General features: G+C 64.2%; 16 protein-coding genes. 7 read left to right on the plus strand and 9 right to left on the minus strand.

What is annotated here, in order from left to right:
• The first annotated feature begins 273 nt into the window (after positions 1-273).
• Positions 274-1,761, plus strand: coding sequence for an MFS transporter (locus F3J20_RS08740; protein ID WP_167283151.1), 1,488 nt, complete (start codon positions 274-276; stop codon positions 1,759-1,761).
• A 159-nt stretch (positions 1,762-1,920) separates the two neighbouring features.
• Here the strand turns inward: F3J20_RS08740 and F3J20_RS08745 are convergent, their stop codons facing one another.
• The 5 genes from F3J20_RS08745 to F3J20_RS08765 all read right to left on the minus strand — a co-directional run bounded on the left by F3J20_RS08745 (position 1,921) and on the right by F3J20_RS08765 (position 4,248).
• Positions 1,921-2,193, minus strand: a complete 273-nt coding sequence (locus F3J20_RS08745; RefSeq protein ID WP_167043713.1) for a hypothetical protein — start codon at positions 2,191-2,193, stop codon at positions 1,921-1,923.
• A 92-nt stretch (positions 2,194-2,285) separates the two neighbouring features.
• Positions 2,286-2,720: a DoxX family protein gene (locus F3J20_RS08750; RefSeq protein ID WP_167043711.1), complete on the minus strand. Its 435-nt coding sequence runs from the start codon at positions 2,718-2,720 to the stop codon at positions 2,286-2,288.
• A gap of 183 nt (positions 2,721-2,903) precedes the next feature.
• Positions 2,904-3,365, minus strand: a complete 462-nt coding sequence (locus F3J20_RS08755; RefSeq protein WP_167043709.1) for an RbsD/FucU domain-containing protein — start codon at positions 3,363-3,365, stop codon at positions 2,904-2,906.
• Positions 3,366-3,537: 172 nt separating this feature from the next.
• Positions 3,538-3,831: a hypothetical protein gene (locus tag F3J20_RS08760; protein WP_167283152.1), complete on the minus strand. Its 294-nt coding sequence runs from the start codon at positions 3,829-3,831 to the stop codon at positions 3,538-3,540.
• Positions 3,832-3,879: 48 nt separating this feature from the next.
• Positions 3,880-4,248, minus strand: a complete 369-nt coding sequence (locus F3J20_RS08765) for a nuclear transport factor 2 family protein (RefSeq protein ID WP_167283154.1) — start codon at positions 4,246-4,248, stop codon at positions 3,880-3,882.
• Positions 4,249-4,538: 290 nt separating this feature from the next.
• On the opposite strand from F3J20_RS08765, the gene F3J20_RS08770 reads away from it, so the two are divergent.
• From F3J20_RS08770 to flhC, 6 genes are all read left to right on the plus strand, one after another.
• A complete protein-coding gene (locus tag F3J20_RS08770; protein WP_167043703.1) occupies positions 4,539-4,910 on the plus strand; it encodes a type II toxin-antitoxin system RelE/ParE family toxin in 372 nt (123 codons plus the stop codon).
• Positions 4,907-5,209, plus strand: a complete 303-nt coding sequence (locus tag F3J20_RS08775; RefSeq protein ID WP_167043701.1) for an addiction module antidote protein — start codon at positions 4,907-4,909, stop codon at positions 5,207-5,209. The genes F3J20_RS08770 and F3J20_RS08775 overlap by 4 nt, the downstream gene beginning before the upstream one ends.
• Positions 5,210-5,399: 190 nt before the next feature.
• Positions 5,400-6,275 (plus strand): helix-turn-helix transcriptional regulator, encoded by an 876-nt coding sequence (locus F3J20_RS08780; RefSeq protein WP_167043700.1) that lies wholly within the window; start codon positions 5,400-5,402, stop codon positions 6,273-6,275.
• Positions 6,276-6,283: 8 nt separating this feature from the next.
• Entirely contained in the window at positions 6,284-6,424 is a 141-nt protein-coding gene (locus F3J20_RS08785; RefSeq protein WP_167283156.1) for a hypothetical protein, read from the plus strand.
• Positions 6,425-7,019: 595 nt separating this feature from the next.
• On the plus strand, positions 7,020-7,340 hold the full coding sequence (gene flhD / locus F3J20_RS08790; RefSeq protein WP_167043696.1) for a flagellar transcriptional regulator FlhD: 321 nt from the start codon (positions 7,020-7,022) through the stop codon (positions 7,338-7,340).
• 14 nt (positions 7,341-7,354) lie between these two features.
• Entirely contained in the window at positions 7,355-7,924 is a 570-nt protein-coding gene (gene flhC / locus F3J20_RS08795) for a flagellar transcriptional regulator FlhC (protein ID WP_167043694.1), read from the plus strand.
• 169 nt (positions 7,925-8,093) lie between these two features.
• Here the strand turns inward: flhC and F3J20_RS08800 are convergent, their stop codons facing one another.
• From F3J20_RS08800 to F3J20_RS08815, 4 genes are all read right to left on the minus strand, one after another.
• On the minus strand, positions 8,094-9,422 hold the full coding sequence (locus F3J20_RS08800; RefSeq protein ID WP_167043692.1) for an Nramp family divalent metal transporter: 1,329 nt from the start codon (positions 9,420-9,422) through the stop codon (positions 8,094-8,096).
• A 59-nt stretch (positions 9,423-9,481) separates the two neighbouring features.
• Positions 9,482-10,660: an acyl-CoA dehydrogenase family protein gene (locus F3J20_RS08805; protein ID WP_345889853.1), complete on the minus strand. Its 1,179-nt coding sequence runs from the start codon at positions 10,658-10,660 to the stop codon at positions 9,482-9,484.
• 230 nt (positions 10,661-10,890) lie between these two features.
• Positions 10,891-12,579, minus strand: coding sequence for an efflux transporter outer membrane subunit (locus F3J20_RS08810; protein ID WP_167283160.1), 1,689 nt, complete (start codon positions 12,577-12,579; stop codon positions 10,891-10,893).
• A 13-nt stretch (positions 12,580-12,592) separates the two neighbouring features.
• A complete protein-coding gene (locus tag F3J20_RS08815) occupies positions 12,593-15,778 on the minus strand; it encodes an efflux RND transporter permease subunit (protein ID WP_167283162.1) in 3,186 nt (1,061 codons plus the stop codon).
• Positions 15,779-15,787: the final 9 nt, after the last annotated feature.

Here is a 15,787-nt window from a genome sequence, read left to right on the forward strand (position 1 = left end):
TCGAACCATTCTCGGACGTGGCCGCCTTCGCTCCCATAGGAGCACTCCTAATTTGCGTCTGCCGCGGCACGGTTGCGTCGATCTCCATGAAAAAGCCGTTGCGGCGGCTTTCAATCGAGCCGGTCAGTCTGATTAAACGCGTCCGGAGAAGGCCAGCTTTCATCGCGCAAAGCCGCACCGGTTTCAGTCGCCTAAGCGCCCACGGCAACCACCGCATCCATACTTCACGCCGCGCCGAAGCATGGCGCGCCACATCTGGCTTACGATGCAGCCATGAACTCAAGTACCCGCCCCCTCTCGCCCGCTCCTGGCCGCGTTCTCGCGACGGTCAGCGTCGGCTTCGTCGTCACGCAGCTCGACGTGACCATCGTCAATATCGCGCTGCCGCGCATCGGTGCGGACCTGCAGGCGAATGTCGCGGGCCTGCAATGGGTCGTCGATGCCTATACGCTCGCGTTCGCGGTGCTGATGCTGTCGGCGGGCGCGCTCGGCGACCGCTTCGGCGCGCGACGCATGTACGCGGCCGGAATCGTGCTGTTCGCGCTCGCATCGCTCGCCTGCGGGCTTGCGCTCGACGCAACCATGCTGGTCGGCGCGCGCGCCCTGCAAGGCATCGGCGCCGCCGCGATGCTGCCGAATTCCCTCGCGTTGCTCAATCAGTCGTACGGACACGACCCCAGGCTGCGAGCACGCGCGGTCGGCCTGTGGACCGCGTCCGGCGCGATTTCGATTGCGGCGGGGCCGGTTGCGGGCGGTTTGCTGATCGCCGCGTTCGGCTGGCGCAGCATTTTCCTCGTCAATCTGCCGATCTGCGCGGCGGGCCTGCTCGCGACGCTGCGCTGGATACCGCGTCCGCAAGCCACGCGTGCCGCCACGCCACCTGAAGCGCGGACCGCGGTCGGCGGCAGCGCTAACACCAACGCCGCGCCGCGCGGTATCGACCTCGGCGGCCAGTGTCTCGCGATCGTCGCGCTGACCGCGTTCGTCGCCGCCGTGATCGAATGGCGGCCGCTCGGCCTCGCTCACCCGATCGTGGCCGGCGGCTTCGTTCTCGCACTCGTCGCGGCGGGCGTCTTCGTGTTCGTCGAGCGGCGCGTCGCGAACCCGATGCTGCCGCTGTCGCTATTCGGCAAGCGCACGTTCAGCGCGGCGGTGCTGTTCGGCATCTGCGTAAACTTCACGTACTACGGGATGGTGTTCGTGCTGAGCCTTTATCTGCAACGCGTGCGCGCTTACACGCCGTTGCAGGCGGGACTCGCGTTCCTGCCGCTGACGGGGGGCTTCCTGATTTCGAACGTGGCGAGCGGCTGGGTGGTCGGGCGCTTCGGCGTGCGCGTGCCGATGATTCTCGGCGCGATTACGGCCGGCCTCGGCTACGGCCTGCTTCATTTCGTCGATGCCGCCACGCCGCTCGCCGGCCTGCTGGTGCCGTTCCTGCTGATTCCGTCGGGCATGGGACTCGCGGTGCCGGCGATGACCACCGCCGTGCTCGCATCGACCGAAGCGAAACGCGCGGGCACGGCGTCGGCGGTCCTGAACACGGCGCGGCAGGCCGGCGGCGCGGTGGGCGTGGCCGCCTTCGGTGCGCTCGCGGGCGGCGCGGCCGCGACCCAGATCGTCCTCGGGATGCAGATGGCGACTGCCCTCTCGGTAGCGCTGCTGGCGCTGGGCGGGATACTCGCATGCCTCGTGCATCCGGAGCCGCATGTGGCGGCACAGACCGTGCGCGAAGCTCGCACGCGACGGATGAGCGAAGGGTAAGCAAAAGGTGAACGAATCGGACAAAGCGAACGAATCGCGTTGATGAAAAACAAACCCCCGCGCTGCACAACGCAGCGCGGGGGTTTTTTGACATGCAGGCGTGACCGCCTGAACCGATACGTGAGCAACCACCTGAGCAACGCGCGCCGCCAGCATCGCCTAAAGCGCCCCCTCCTGAATCGTGCCGGTGTCGACCGCGCGTTCGATCAAGCCTTCGTTGCGCGCCTTGGCGATCGCATCGGCAATCAGCTTTTCCGGCTCGGCGATTCCCGCCTTCAGCGTGCCGATGAATCCCGATGCATCCAGAACCACCAGCGTCTTCGCCGAATCGGCGAAGCTGATGATCACGCGATGCGGCGTCGGCCCTTCGCCCAGGCTCGCGCACAATTGCGTGAGCTTGCCGCCAATCATCTGCTCGAAGTTCTGAATCATGATGTGCTCCCTTGATAGCCGCGGAATGAGGCGCGTGCTACGGAATGCGTGCCGTGTCGAAACGTGCCGCGCCGGTTGCCGATGGCGCTGCCTCAAAGCCCGCCGAGCCCGCCGCGTGGAGCGCGCGCCCCATCGATGCTCATCCGCCCCGCGCCGGTCACGAACAGCAGCAGGAAGCCGCCCGCGATACCGATGTTCTTCCAGAAGTGGATCACCATGTCGTGTTGCACTGCCGGATCGGTGACGTTCCAGAAATCGTGGCCGAGCACCGCGGTGACGATCGTGTACGCGGCCATGAACAGCGCGAGCGGCCGGATCTTGAAACCAACGACGAGCAGCAGGCCGCCGAGCACTTCGACCGCCGTCGCAATGGGCGCGGCGATCTGCACGAACGGCACGCCTTTCGAATGCAGGTAGCCGACAAAGCCCGCATAGCCCAGCAGCTTCATCGCCCCGCTCCACAGGAACAGCACGGAAAGGGCAAGACGGGCGATGAAGATGATGCCGTAATCGACGGGACGCGACATAGGGGGCTCCTGTAATTGAATAAGCAGCAGACCCGAATGGGCTGCCGCAGTTCCCGGCCTCGCCCCTGAGCATATGTGCAACGACCGCCTTTTCCAAGTGCCCGATGGGGCCGCGCGCTCGCCTTCACGAATAGGTGACGATCTCGACCCGATGGCCATCCGGACCCAGGCAATCCGCCGGCTTCATCCCGCCGCGTCCGGCGCGAGCAGCACGCCCTTCGTGAACACGAAGCAGCCATAGCCGCGCGCCTCGCCGGTTGCGATCACGCAATAGGCCTCGCGCGCCCGCTCGTAAAACGCAAACCGTTCGATCGACGCGAACGGCACCTCGCGCCCTTCCGCCGTGTTGACCTCGGCCTGCGCTTCGCGCTGCACCGCGGGGATCGTGTGCGGCTCGCCGACGACTTCCATGCGCGACGCGGGATGATCGACAAAGGTGTCGAGCGGCAGCACCGACAACACCGCGCGAATCGCGCGCGGCGAACTCACGCCGTCGAGACGCAATGGCCTGCCGAGCACGGTATCGCACGCGACCGACCCGGCCGGAAAGTTCGCGTCGCAAATGACGAGCTCGTCGCCGTGGCCCATCGAGCGCAGCGCATGCAGTATGTCGGCGTTCAGCAGCGGGTCCAGATTCTTCAGCACGGTATCTCCTTGTGGTGCGGTTGATGGCAGCGGTTGATGGCTTGCGGTTCGGGCTGGCGCGCGATGTTTTCCGCACGGGCTTTCCCCGCGCGGCGACGATCGATTGTAGCAAGCCATGCCGGCCACTCCCGTGCGGTGTGGCCGCCCGCGAGTGCGCGCATCGGGTACGCCGTCACCGGCATGCTTGTCGCTCATCCGGCCTCATCCAACCGCCGCCTTGCGTAGTACGCACAGCCGCGCTTGCGCCGCACTGCCAACGCAGCCACCCGACCATCGCCAGCAGCACGAGCCCCGCTCCACCCAGCACCGGTTCGCGCCAGCCGAGCAATGCGATGAACGTGAACGCCCGCGCGCCGGCGAGCAGCGCAAAGCCGGCGATCGCGCCTGATAGCGCGTCAGCGGCACCCGACACGCGCGCGAACGCGTGGTCGACCGTGACAGACATGGCGGCTACGGACTCGCGCATGATCGTCTCCGTGAAAAATGCGGCTGGTTGGACTATCTATCGGCAGCGTCAGGCGGCGCCCGGAGCTTCGTCGAGGAAGCCCGTGACCGCCAGCAGGCGACCGTGCGCATCCACCACGCCGAAGTCGGAACCCTTGACGATCGCTTCGCCCGCCGGCGTCGTCAGCGCCCACGAGAAACGCAGCCGGTTCGCGAAGCCGTCGACGTCGGTCGTGCGGCGAAACGTGTGATGCGGAAAACGCTCGTGCACCGCGCGGATCATCGCGTCGATACCGTCGTGCCCGGCGCCGGCGAGCAGCGGGTCGCGATAGTCGGCATCGGCGCTCCACGTCGCGGCGATCAGTCCGCGGCGGCGTGTGCCATCGGTCTCGTTCCAGGTATCGAAATAACGGTCGATCAGATCGGTATGCGCATTCATCCCAAGCTCCTTGATTGGCAGGACTGAGCACTCCGCTCGCCACACGCGTCGTATGCGGCGGGCTCGGTTTGAAGATTGAACGAGCGCGTGAGCAGCGTCGATTACGTCACAGGTAAGCAGACGTCTGCAACGTCATCCCGTGCAGCGATTTTTTCGTCGCATTAGCCATTTGGCCGAGTCGTCAGAACGCGTAAGGACCGCTAACCTCGTGGGACGAATGGAGGCCGCGCGGCACTTGCGCGCGGTGTGGGAGTAACGAACAGGGGCACGGCACGAACCGTTTTATTGATATGTTTTCCACGCTTGCAAATAAGTATCCCAAAGGATACGATCTATACCAGATCGCAACACCACCCACGTACACGGTCAACTGCACCGAAGAATTCGACCATTGGCTCGACGGACTCACAGACCTGCGAGCCAAGGCAAAAATTCTCGTGCGTATCCGGCGCGCGGAACGCGGGTATTTCGGCGACGTCAAGTTTCTGGAAGAAGGGGTGTTCGAGATGCGCATCGACTGCGGCCCGGGGTATCGGGTCTACTACGCGCGCGAAGGGCGCACGGTGTATCTGCTGCTGTGCGGCGGCAACAAATCCACGCAGAAGGCAGACATCAAACATGCCCGAACAATGTGGGAAGCCATCAGAAGGGAACGATCATGAGCAAGATCAAAACGGCACGATTCGATGCCTCGCGCTACCTCGACAGCGACGCAATGGTCGCTGCATATCTGAACGCCGCGCTTGCCGAAAGCAATGCCGACGCGCTGCTCGCCGCCATCGCCGATGTCGCCAAATCGCGCGGCATCACCCGAATCGCGGCGGACGCGGGGCTCGGTCGCGAAAGCCTCTACAAGACACTTGCGCCCGGCTCCAAACCGCGCATGGACACGGTGCTCAAACTGCTGCGCGCACTCAACATCCGGCTTAGCGCTGAGCCCGCGAATGCGGTGGCTGCGTGATCGGGGTTCCGCGTTTTTTGCGTTGTGCCCCCGCACTGCCATATCGGCACGCCGGGTCTGCCGCATTGCCATGCACGCTCGAGGAGATCGGTCGGAAGCCGGCAGGACTGCGAGTATCGATCATTGAAACTGGCCGCACGTTACCTCTCAGGTCATGGTTTGCTCGCGCGCTTTGACTATGATCGGAGACATGAACACGCTCTCTCTTGCACAAACGGCTGCTTCACCCGCGTCGCTACCCAGCCGCACCGTTGGCAATCTGCTGCGCGAATGGCGTCAGCGGCGACGCATGAGCCAGTTGCTGCTTGCCACCGAAGCCGAAATTTCAACCCGGCATCTGAGCTTCGTCGAATCGGGCCGCGCGCTGCCGAGCCGCGAAATGGTCATGCACCTGGCCGAACGGCTCGACGTACCGTTGCGGGCACGCAATGCGCTGCTCGTCGCAGCGGGCTACGCACCGTTATTTCGTGAGCGCCCGCTTTCCGATCCGCAACTCGCCGCCGCACGCGAAGCCGTCGAACTGGTACTCAAGGGACACGAGCCCTACCCCGCGCTCGCAATCGACCGGCACTGGACCATCGTCGCGGCCAACAACGCACTTGCGCCACTATTGAGCGGTGCCAGTCCCGAGTTGCTGAAGCCGCCGGTCAACGCGCTGCGCTTGAGCCTGCATCCGCAGGGCATTGCATCGTCTATCGTCAATTGGCATGCGTGGCGCGAGCACATACTGGCCCGCCTGCAACGGCAAATCGACGTCAGCGGCGACGATGCGCTGGGCGCGCTACGCGACGAGTTGGCCGCCTATCCCGCACCACCGGATGCGGACGCGGCAGCCCCAGACGACACCGCCCTCAATCAGATAGCGGTGCCGTTGAGGCTGCGCACTTCGATCGGCGTGCTGTCGTTTCTCAGCACGACCACGGTATTCGGTACGCCAGTGGATGTCACGCTGTCGGAACTCGCCATCGAGGCGTTCTTTCCCGCGGATCAGCAAACTACGCTGGCATTGCGCGAATTTGCATCAACCCGGCCGGCGCACGAAGGCCGAGGGATAAACGCCGGGTAGGTAACCCGATGCTCGGCTACTACGGCGTCCGCCTCGCCCATGGCGGCAATATCGGCACCTATTGGAGCACCGTCGCGTCAGACGGCTTCCACAGCGCGCTCCGCCTCACCGCAGCCTTCGCCGGCTACGTTCCCGGCACACGTCCATAGCGTCTCTTCGGCCCCGACACCAACCCCGTCCGACATCCCCGCAGGTAGCCCCTCCCGCAAAACTGTCGCCTCAACGTTACAAATGTGGCCCGGCAGCGCCGTGTTTGTAACTGAGGCCACATCATCCTGTTACACATTTGATCGAACCCTATTCAACATACAAAAGCCGTATTTATTACCGCCCATTAGTTATTCTTTCTATTGCCTTTCCAAACCAAATCCAATTCGCCGTTCGCGGCCGATCGTAATCATTTGCCAGGTCAATTAAGCCAGAGGCCCTCCCTGCAAGGTTTCCACCGATTTTCCTCGGATTTCGGATAGTCGAAGATTCGCCGTGCATCGTTCATTACAGTAGCGTGAAAGAGTTACCGGAAATCGATTCTTTTTTTGAGATATTTTTTCAGGAAGGGATTGCTTTCTGGTTTTACACTTCATACAATTCGTCCCAAGCTGTTACGAAATGTAACGCGATGTATCAAAAATTCGCAGTCTGTATCAGGCAGTGACATGTAGCCGGGGGGAATCGCCGGCGAGGCAGAAAAGACATAACGGCTAAAAGCCGACATAGTAATTCGGGGCTTCGGAAACAGAGAAAATGGACCGTAGCAGCGAGACGCTGGATTCTATCCGCGAGATCAACTTGTCTTACATCATGCTTGCGCAGCGTATGTTGCGTGAGGACAAACCGGTCGGCATGTTCCGGCTGGGGTTGTCGTCGGAATTGGCTGATTTGCTGGCCGGGCTGTCGCTCGCGCAGATCGTCAAGCTGGCCTCTTCCGAGCAGCTGTTGTGCTTCTTCCGCTTCAACGACCACTCGATGCTGTCAGCGTTGACGCAAACGACGAAGCACGCAGCCGTCGCGCCGACCCATGCGGCTATCCTGCTCGCAGGCCAGCCCGCCGAGCAGTTTGCTTGATCGAGGTAACTGCAATGCTCAAGCGAAGCCTCACTGAAGACGCGCAGGAAGTATTCCGCGCGATCGCGCTGATCGAACTCGGCGCGCGCATGCAGGTGCTCGAAAGCGAGCTGACGCTCTCGCGCGACCGCATGATCCGCCTGTACCGCGAGGTCAAGGGCGTGTCGCCGCCCAAGGGCATGCTGCCGTTTTCGGCGGACTGGTACATGACGTGGCTCGCGAACATTCATGCATCGCTGTTCTACAACACCTACCTGTTCCTCAAGAACGAAGCGCGCTGCTCGCATCTGGACGCACTGACCAAGGGGTATCGGCTGTATCTCGAACACTGCCAGCACAGCGAGACCGAACCGGTGCTGGACCTGACGCGCGCATGGACGCTCGTGCGTTTCTTCGACGCCGACATTCTGCAGCTGACCCCATGCTGCCGTTGCTCGGGCAAGTTTGTCGCGCATAAGCACGACCTGCAGCATAACGTCGTATGCGGTGCGTGCCAGCCGCCGTCGCGGGCCGGCAAGACCAAGAAAGCAGCAGCAGCCCGCCAGGAAGCGCTCGAAGCAGCGCAGGTCGCTCAGGCCGCCTGAATACATTGAATCGATCCGAGGAGACGGGGCCAGTCGATTCGAATCGAAGCCTATAAGAAAGAAGAGTCCGCAGAGTCGAACCGGCTATGCGGATTTTTTTCGCCGTCACCGTCACCGTCATCAATGACAACGGCAACGCCAACGGCCCTGCCGTTCAAGACTGCCGCGATCAGCCGGCAAGCCCGACCGTCTGCACAACGAGCCACAGATTCGCCGCGCTGATCGCCACGAACAGCGTCCACGCGAGCAGCCGCGTCGGCAGTCTGTTGGCGAATTCGCCCATCAGCGAGCGATCGTTCGTCATGCGAATCAGCGGATAGAGCGCGAACGGCAATTGCAGGCTCAGCACGACCTGGCTCGCGACGAGCAGTTGGCCGACCGCACCGTTGCCGAGCATCCGCACGCCGATCAGCGCGGGAATCAGCGCGAGCGCGCGCGTGATGAAGCGCCGCTGCCAGCACGGAATCTTCATCTTCAGGAAGCCTTCCATGATGACCTGCCCCGCCACCGTGCCGGTAAAGGTCGAGCTCTGTCCCGATGCGAGCAGCGTGATCGCGAACAGCAGCGCCGCGAAGCCGGTGCCGACGATCGGCGCGAGCAGCCGGTAGGCATCCTCGATCTGCGTGACGGCCTGGTGGCCGGTCGCGTGAAACGCCGCGGCGGCCAGTATCAGGATCGCCATGTTAATGAGCGCCGCGAGCACGAGCGACACGATCGTATCGATGCGCGACAGACTGATCGCCGAACGGATGCCGGCCGAGTCGCGCTTCACCGCGCGCGTTTGTACGATCGACGAATGCAGATACAGGTTATGCGGCATCACCGTCGCGCCGAGGATGCCGATCGCGAGATACATCGGCTCGCGCGAACTGAGCGCCTGCCACGACGGAATCAGCCCATGCGCGACCGACGGCCAATGCGGCCCGACGAGCGCCAGCTCGATGATGTAGCCGACACCGATCGTCGCGATCAGCCCGAGCATGATCGCTTCGAGGTCGCGAAAATTCTTGCCCTTGAGGCCGAGCACGATCAGCGTATCGAACGCGGTCAGCAACACGCCGGTGGTCAGCGAGCAATTAAACAGCAGATGGAACGCGAGCGCGCCGCCGAGCACCTCGGCGAGATCGCAGGCGATGATCGACAGTTCCGCGAGCAGCCATTGCACGCGCGCGACGCGCGGCGAGTAGCGCGCGCTCGACAGTTGCGCGAGGTCGCGTCCGGTGGCGATGCCGAGCCGCATGCTCAGACATTGCAGCGCCATTGCCGCGAGGCTCGACAGCAGCACGACGAACAGCAGGCTGTAGCCGTAGCGCGAGCCGGCTTCGATCGCCGTGGCCCAGTTGCCCGGGTCCATATAGCCGATCGAAACCAGCAGACCGGGCCCCGCGAATTGCAGGATCTTTTTCCAGAACGGCGCTTGCGCCGGAACGGCCACTGAGCCCTGCACCTCGGACGGGCAGAACGGCGCGGTGGCGGTAGTCGGTAATTTGAAGAACAAGCCGGGAATCTCTTGAGGGGAATCGACGCGACGCCCCACGCGGGCGGTCGCAAACGGCCTCAAGTGTACAAAGAAACCTCGGGCAGCGTGCCGTTTAGCGCGTAGCGGCCGACGTCGCGCACGCGATAGTCGAGCGGATCGTGCAGCGTATGCACGCGCGCGTTGCGCCAGAAGCGGTCGAGCGCAAGCGACGCATGCGTCGCGCGGGCACCGCAGGCGTCGAACAGCTTTTCGCCGACGTCGAGCGCCGCGCGGTGCGCCACGACCTTCGCTTCCGACGTCACGAGCGCCACCCGCGCGCGCGTGCCGGCTTCGAGCGACGCGCCCTGCCGCCACGCCTCGTCGAGCGCGTTCGCGGCACGCACGGCCAGCGCTTCCGCACTGACCGCCTGGATATGCATTTCGCCGAAACGCTGGATCAGATACGGATCGTCGGTGGCCTGGCTCACGCCGGACGCGATCCACGGCCGGCCATGCTCATGCACGTACGCGCGCGCCGCGTCGAGCGCGCCCTGCGCGAGGCCGACAAACAGATTGGTCAGCACCTGTTGCGAGATCAGCGTGCGCAAACTCGCATACGGCGTGTCGGGCCGCACCAGCACTTCGTCGGGCGCGACGCGGACCCGCACGAACGACACGCTGCCGCTGTCGGTCTGACGCTGGCCGATCGGATTCCAGTCGTCGTGCACGGCAATGCCCGCGCGCTCGGTCGGCACCACGGCGAACACCGGCTTGCCGGTGACGGGATCGTGCGCGGACACGGTCATCATCTGCGAGCCGCGCGTGCCGGAGCAAAAGCCTTTCTGGCCGTCGAGCAGATAGCCGCCGTCCCCGGTTGCCGTTGCAACGAGCCGCGTATCGAGCGGATTGACCGCATTGCCCCACCACCAGCGATGTTCGACGCTGCCTCGCAGATAGTGCGCGCGTTGCTGCGGATTACCCCACACGTCGAGGCTCACGATTTGCAGGCAGGTGAAGCCGAGCAGATGCGCGAGCGCGCTGTCGACGCGCGCGAGTTGGCGAATCACATCGTAGATGTCGGACCAGCCTGCGCCCGCGCCGCCGAATTCGCGCGGCACGGCGAGCGTGAGCAGTCCCGCATCGGCGATCCACTGTTTTTCCCGCGCGGCATGGCCGCCTTCGCGATCGCGCTGCGCGGCGCTGGCACGCAGCGCCTGGAGCAACGCCGTGAGGTCGCGCGCGGGCTGCGCCTGTTGAGGTTCGCGAATCTGCTCGATGCCGTCACGCACGAAAGTCACTGGCTTGCCCTGGAGTAGTCGATGGTTGCATCCGGACGATCATAGAGAGCCGTGCATGCGAGGTCTACGAAGCGATTGGCAGAAGGAAAGCGCGAAAAACGATTTGGACGCAAAAACGCCGGGCGGCGCTTTTGCGCGGCCCGGCGTTGGTAATGCCTTTGGTGATGCGACCGTTGACGGCGTTGAGCCTCAACCGGTCGAACAACCGGTTAGCGCTTCGCCACCTGCTGCTGCGCCGGAACGGAAACGGCCTCAGACGCGGAGTTCGACGAAGCAGAGCTCAAAGCAGCAAGCGAAGCCGCCGCAGCGCCAGAAGCCCCGGCAGGAACCGCATCCGCTGGCACCGGAGCCGCCCCCACCGCGGTATCGTCCGCTTTCACATCGCCCCAGCCGCCGCCCAACGCACGAATCAGATTCACCGTCGCCACCGCCTGCGTGCCCGCCAGATGGCTCGCCTGCAATTGCGACAGCAGCACCTGGCGCTCGCCGTCGATCACGTCGAGATAGCTGACCGCACCTTCGGTGTACTGCGTACGCGACAGATGCGCGGCCCGTTGCGAGGCATCGACCGCATTGTTCTGCTCGCGCATCTGATCGTCGAGCAGGCGCAGATCGGCGAGATTGTCCTCGACCTCGCGGAACGCCACGAGCACCTGCTGACGATACTGCGCGACGTCCTCGTCATACTTCGAGCGCGCCTGCGCGAGGTTGGCCTTGCGGCGCCCGCCGTCGAAGATCGGCAGCGCCAACGCGGTGCCCGCGAACGGCCCGAGAATGAACGCGCGGCTCGACCACATGAACAGATCGCCGAGCGTCGCCGATTCGAAACCGAACGCGCCGGTGATATCGAGCTTCGGGAAGAACGCCGACTTCGCAAGCCCGACGCGCGCGTTCGCGGCCTGCATCGCACGTTCGGCCGCCGCGATATCGGGGCGCCGTTCGAGCAGCGCCGACGGCAAACCGGCCGGCACGCGCACCGTTACCGGCACGAGCGGTGCTTCGGCAAACGAAAAATCGGCGGGCGGCTTGCCGAGCAGAATCGCAAGGCTATGCTCCGAGGCCGCCCGCTGACGCGCGACGCCCACCGCATCGGCACGCGCGCTCGCCAGTTCGTTGCGGGCGCGCGCAAGGTCGAGTTCGCTGATGTCGCCTTCCTTGAAGCGCCGCTCGACGAGCTTCAGCGCGTCCTCGCGCAATGCGACGGTGCGGCGATACAGGTCCTGGTCCGTATCGAGTTCGCGCAACAGGAAGTAGTTCTGCGCGACGTCGGCCTGCAACGACAACTGCACCGAACGGAACAGCGCTTCGCTTTGCTGCTCGTCGGCGCGCGACGCGTTCACGTTCGAGCCGACCCGCCCGAACAGATCCACCTCGTACGACGCGCCCATCTGCGCGCGCCAGATCGTGCCGGTCGTGCCGCCCACGCTGTCCGGCTGGAATTGCGACGCCGCCGACGCCCGCTCGCGCGTCGGGCCGAAGCCCGCGTCGAACTTCGGAAACCAGTCGGACTTCGCCGCCTGCGTGACCGCGCGCGCCTGCTGCACGCGCGCCGCCGCGGCCTTCAGATCCTGATTCGCGGTGGCGGCCTGCGCTTCGAGCGCGTCGAGTTGCGAGTCGCCGAACACCTTCCACCATTCGCCGCGCAATGCGTCATCGGACGGCTGGGCGGGCTTCCATGTGCCGGCGTTCTGTGCCGATGCATCGGTGGCGCCCGAGGCCGCCTCTGCCGGCGCGGCCGTTACCGCCGGCGCTTCCTTGAACGCGGCCGGCGCATCGACATCCGGCCGCTTGTACACGGGCTCCAGCGAGCACGCCGCCAGCAGCGCGACCAGCAAACCGCTTGCCGCCGCGCGGCCCCAGCCGCTCAAAGAGGCAAAGCGAGATTCAAAGCGTTTCATTATTGTTTTCTCCTCAGGCATCCGTGACAGCCGTGCCATAGCGCGGCGAGTCCTTCTGCGCGACGTGGATCGTCCCGCCCGCGAGCGAACGCAGCACCACATAAAACACCGGCGTCAGCATCAGGCCGAACAGCGTGACGCCGAGCATGCCGAAGAACACCGCGATACCCATCGCGTGACGCATCTCCGAGCCCGCGCCGCTCGACAGCACCAGCGGCACCACGCCCATGATGAAGGCGATCGACGTCATCAGAATCGGCCGCAACCGCAAGCGGCTTGCCTCGATCGCCGCCGCGAGCGGCGTGCGTCCATCATGTTCGAGTTCGCGCGCGAATTCGACGATCAGGATCGCGTTCTTCGCCGACAGACCCACCAGCACCATCAAGCCGATCTGCGTGAAGATGTTGTTGTCGCCGCCGGTGAGCCACACGCCGGTCAGCGCGGACAGCACGCTCATCGGCACGATCAGGATCACCGCGAGCGGCAGCGTCAGGCTTTCGTACAGCGCCGCAAGCACGAGGAACACGAGCAGCACGCTGATCGGGAACACCCACATGCCCGCATTGCCGGCGAGAATCTGCTGATACGTGAGGTCGGTCCATTCGAGCTTCACGCCGCGCGGCAGCACTTCGGCCGCCACGCGTTCGGCCGCGGCCTGGGCCTGCCCCGACGAATAGCCGGGCGCCGGGCCGCCGTTGATGTCGGCCGCGGTATAGCCGTTGTAGCGCACCACCATCTCCGGGCCGTATGTCGGCGTCACCGTGACCAGCGACGAGAGCGGCACCATCTCACCCGAAGCATTGCGCGTCTTCAGTTGCAGGATGTCGTCGGCACGTTGACGGAACGGCGCATCCGCCTGCACCCGCACCTGATACACGCGGCCGAAGCGGTTGAAGTCGTTCACGTAGAGCGAGCCCAGATAGATCTGCATCGTGTCGAACACGTCGGTGACCGGCACGCCGAGCTGCTTGGCCTTCACGCGATCGAGATCGACGTTCAGTTGCGGCACGTTGATCTGATAGCTCGAGAACGTCGGGCCGAGCTCAGGCGTCTGCGCCGCGCGCTTCACGAATGCTTCCGCCGCCTTGTTGAGTTCGGCGTAACCGACCGCTCCATGATCTTCGAGCTGCATCTTGAAGCCGCCGAGCGTGCCGAGGCCGAGCACCGGCGGCGGCGGGAACACCGCGACGAACGAGTCCTTGATCGCGCCATACTGCTGGTTCAGCGCGCCGGCAATCGCACCGGCCGAGAGCTTCCTGCTGCCACGCTGCTTGAACGGCTTCAGCGTGACGAACACGATGCCCGCGCTCGAACTATTCGTGAAGCCATTCACCGACAAACCGGGGAACGCCACCGAACTTTCCACGCCCGGCTGCTTCAGCGCGATCGCGCTCATGTCGCGAATCACCTTCTCGGTGCGATCGAGCGATGCACCGTTCGGCAACTGCGCAAACGCGATCAGATACTCCTTGTCCTGCGCGGGCACGAAGCCGCCCGGCACCACGCGCGCCATCAAGACGGTCGCGCCGAGCAGGATCGCGTACACCACGAGCATCGCGCCCTTGCGTCGCAACACCCCGGTCACGCCACGGCCATAGGCTTCCGAGCCGCGATGAAAGACCTTGTTGAAGCGCCTGAAGAAGCCGCCGAGTACACGGTTCATCACGCGCGTCAGCCAGTCTTCCTTCGCGCCGTGGCCGCGCAACAGCAACGCGGACAGGGCCGGCGACAAGGTCAGCGAATTGAACGCCGAGATCACCGTCGAGATCGCGATAGTCATGGCGAACTGCTTGTAGAACTGGCCCGTGAGACCCGTCATGAACGCGAGCGGCACGAACACGGCAACAAGTGTCAGCGCAATTGCGATGATCGGCCCGCTCACTTCGCGCATCGCCTTGTAGGTCGCATCGCGCGCACTGAGCCCGTTTTCGATGTTGCGCTCGACGTTCTCCACCACCACGATCGCGTCGTCGACCACGATACCGATCGCGAGCACCATGCCGAACAGCGAGAGCGCGTTGATCGAAAAGCCGAATGCCAGCAGCAGCGAGAACGTACCGACGATCGACACCGGCACCGCGATCAACGGAATGATCGACGCACGCCACGTTTGCAGAAACACGATCACGACAATCACAACGAGTGCAATTGCTTCGAGCAGCGTGTGGATCACCGCCTCGATACTCGAACGCACGAATTGCGTCGGGTCGTAGACGATCCGGTATTCGACGCCGGCCGGCATGTCTGCGGAGAGTTCCTTCATCGCCGCGCGCACCTGTTCGGAAATCGCAAGCGAGTTCGCACCGGGCGCCTGGTTGATGGCCAGTGCAACGGCGGGCTTGTTGTCGAGCAACGAACGCAGGCCGTATTCCGACGCCGCAAGTTCGATACGCGCGATATCGCGCAGATACGTCACGCCGCCATCGGGCGCGGTCTTCACGATGATGTCGCCGAATTCGCTCTCGGTCTTCAAACGGCCGCGCGCATTCACCGACAACTGCAACTGCGTGCCCGGCACCGACGGCGATGCGCCGATCACGCCGGCCGCCACCTGAATGTTCTGCTCGCGAATCGCATTGACGACTTCGGTCGCGGTCAGCCCGCGCTGCGCGACTTTCTGCGGATCGAGCCAGATACGCATCGCGTAGTCGCCCGAACCCCACAACTGCACTTCGCCGACGCCCTGAATCCGCGCGAGCCGATCCTTCACGTTGAGCAGCGCGTAATTGCGCAGATACGTCATGTCGTAGCGGTCGTTCGGCGAGATCAGATGCACGACCATCGTCAGCGTCGGCGAGCTTTTGATCGTCGTCACGCCGAGCCGCTGCACGTCTTCGGGCAGACGCGGCAGCGCCTGGTTGACGCGGTTCTGCACCAGTTGCGTCGCGAGGTCGGGATTGGTGCCGAGCTTGAACGTCACGGTGAGCGTGAGATTGCCGTCGCTATTCGCCTGCGACTGCATATACAGCATGTTTTCGACGCCGTTGATCTGCTCTTCGAGCGGCGCGGCGACCGCCTCGGCAATCACTTTCGGATTCGCACCCGGATACTGCGCATGCACCACCACCGACGGCGGCACCACTTCCGGATACTCGGAAATAGGCAGCTTGAACAGCGAGATGATGCCCCCGAGCAGGATCAATACCGATAGCACGCCTGCAAAGATCGGGCGATCGATGAAGAATTTGGATATGTTCATGGGAAGCTC

It is taken from the genome of Paraburkholderia sp. Cy-641 (assembly GCF_011752945.1).
In the GTDB taxonomy this organism is placed as follows: domain Bacteria; phylum Pseudomonadota; class Gammaproteobacteria; order Burkholderiales; family Burkholderiaceae; genus Paraburkholderia.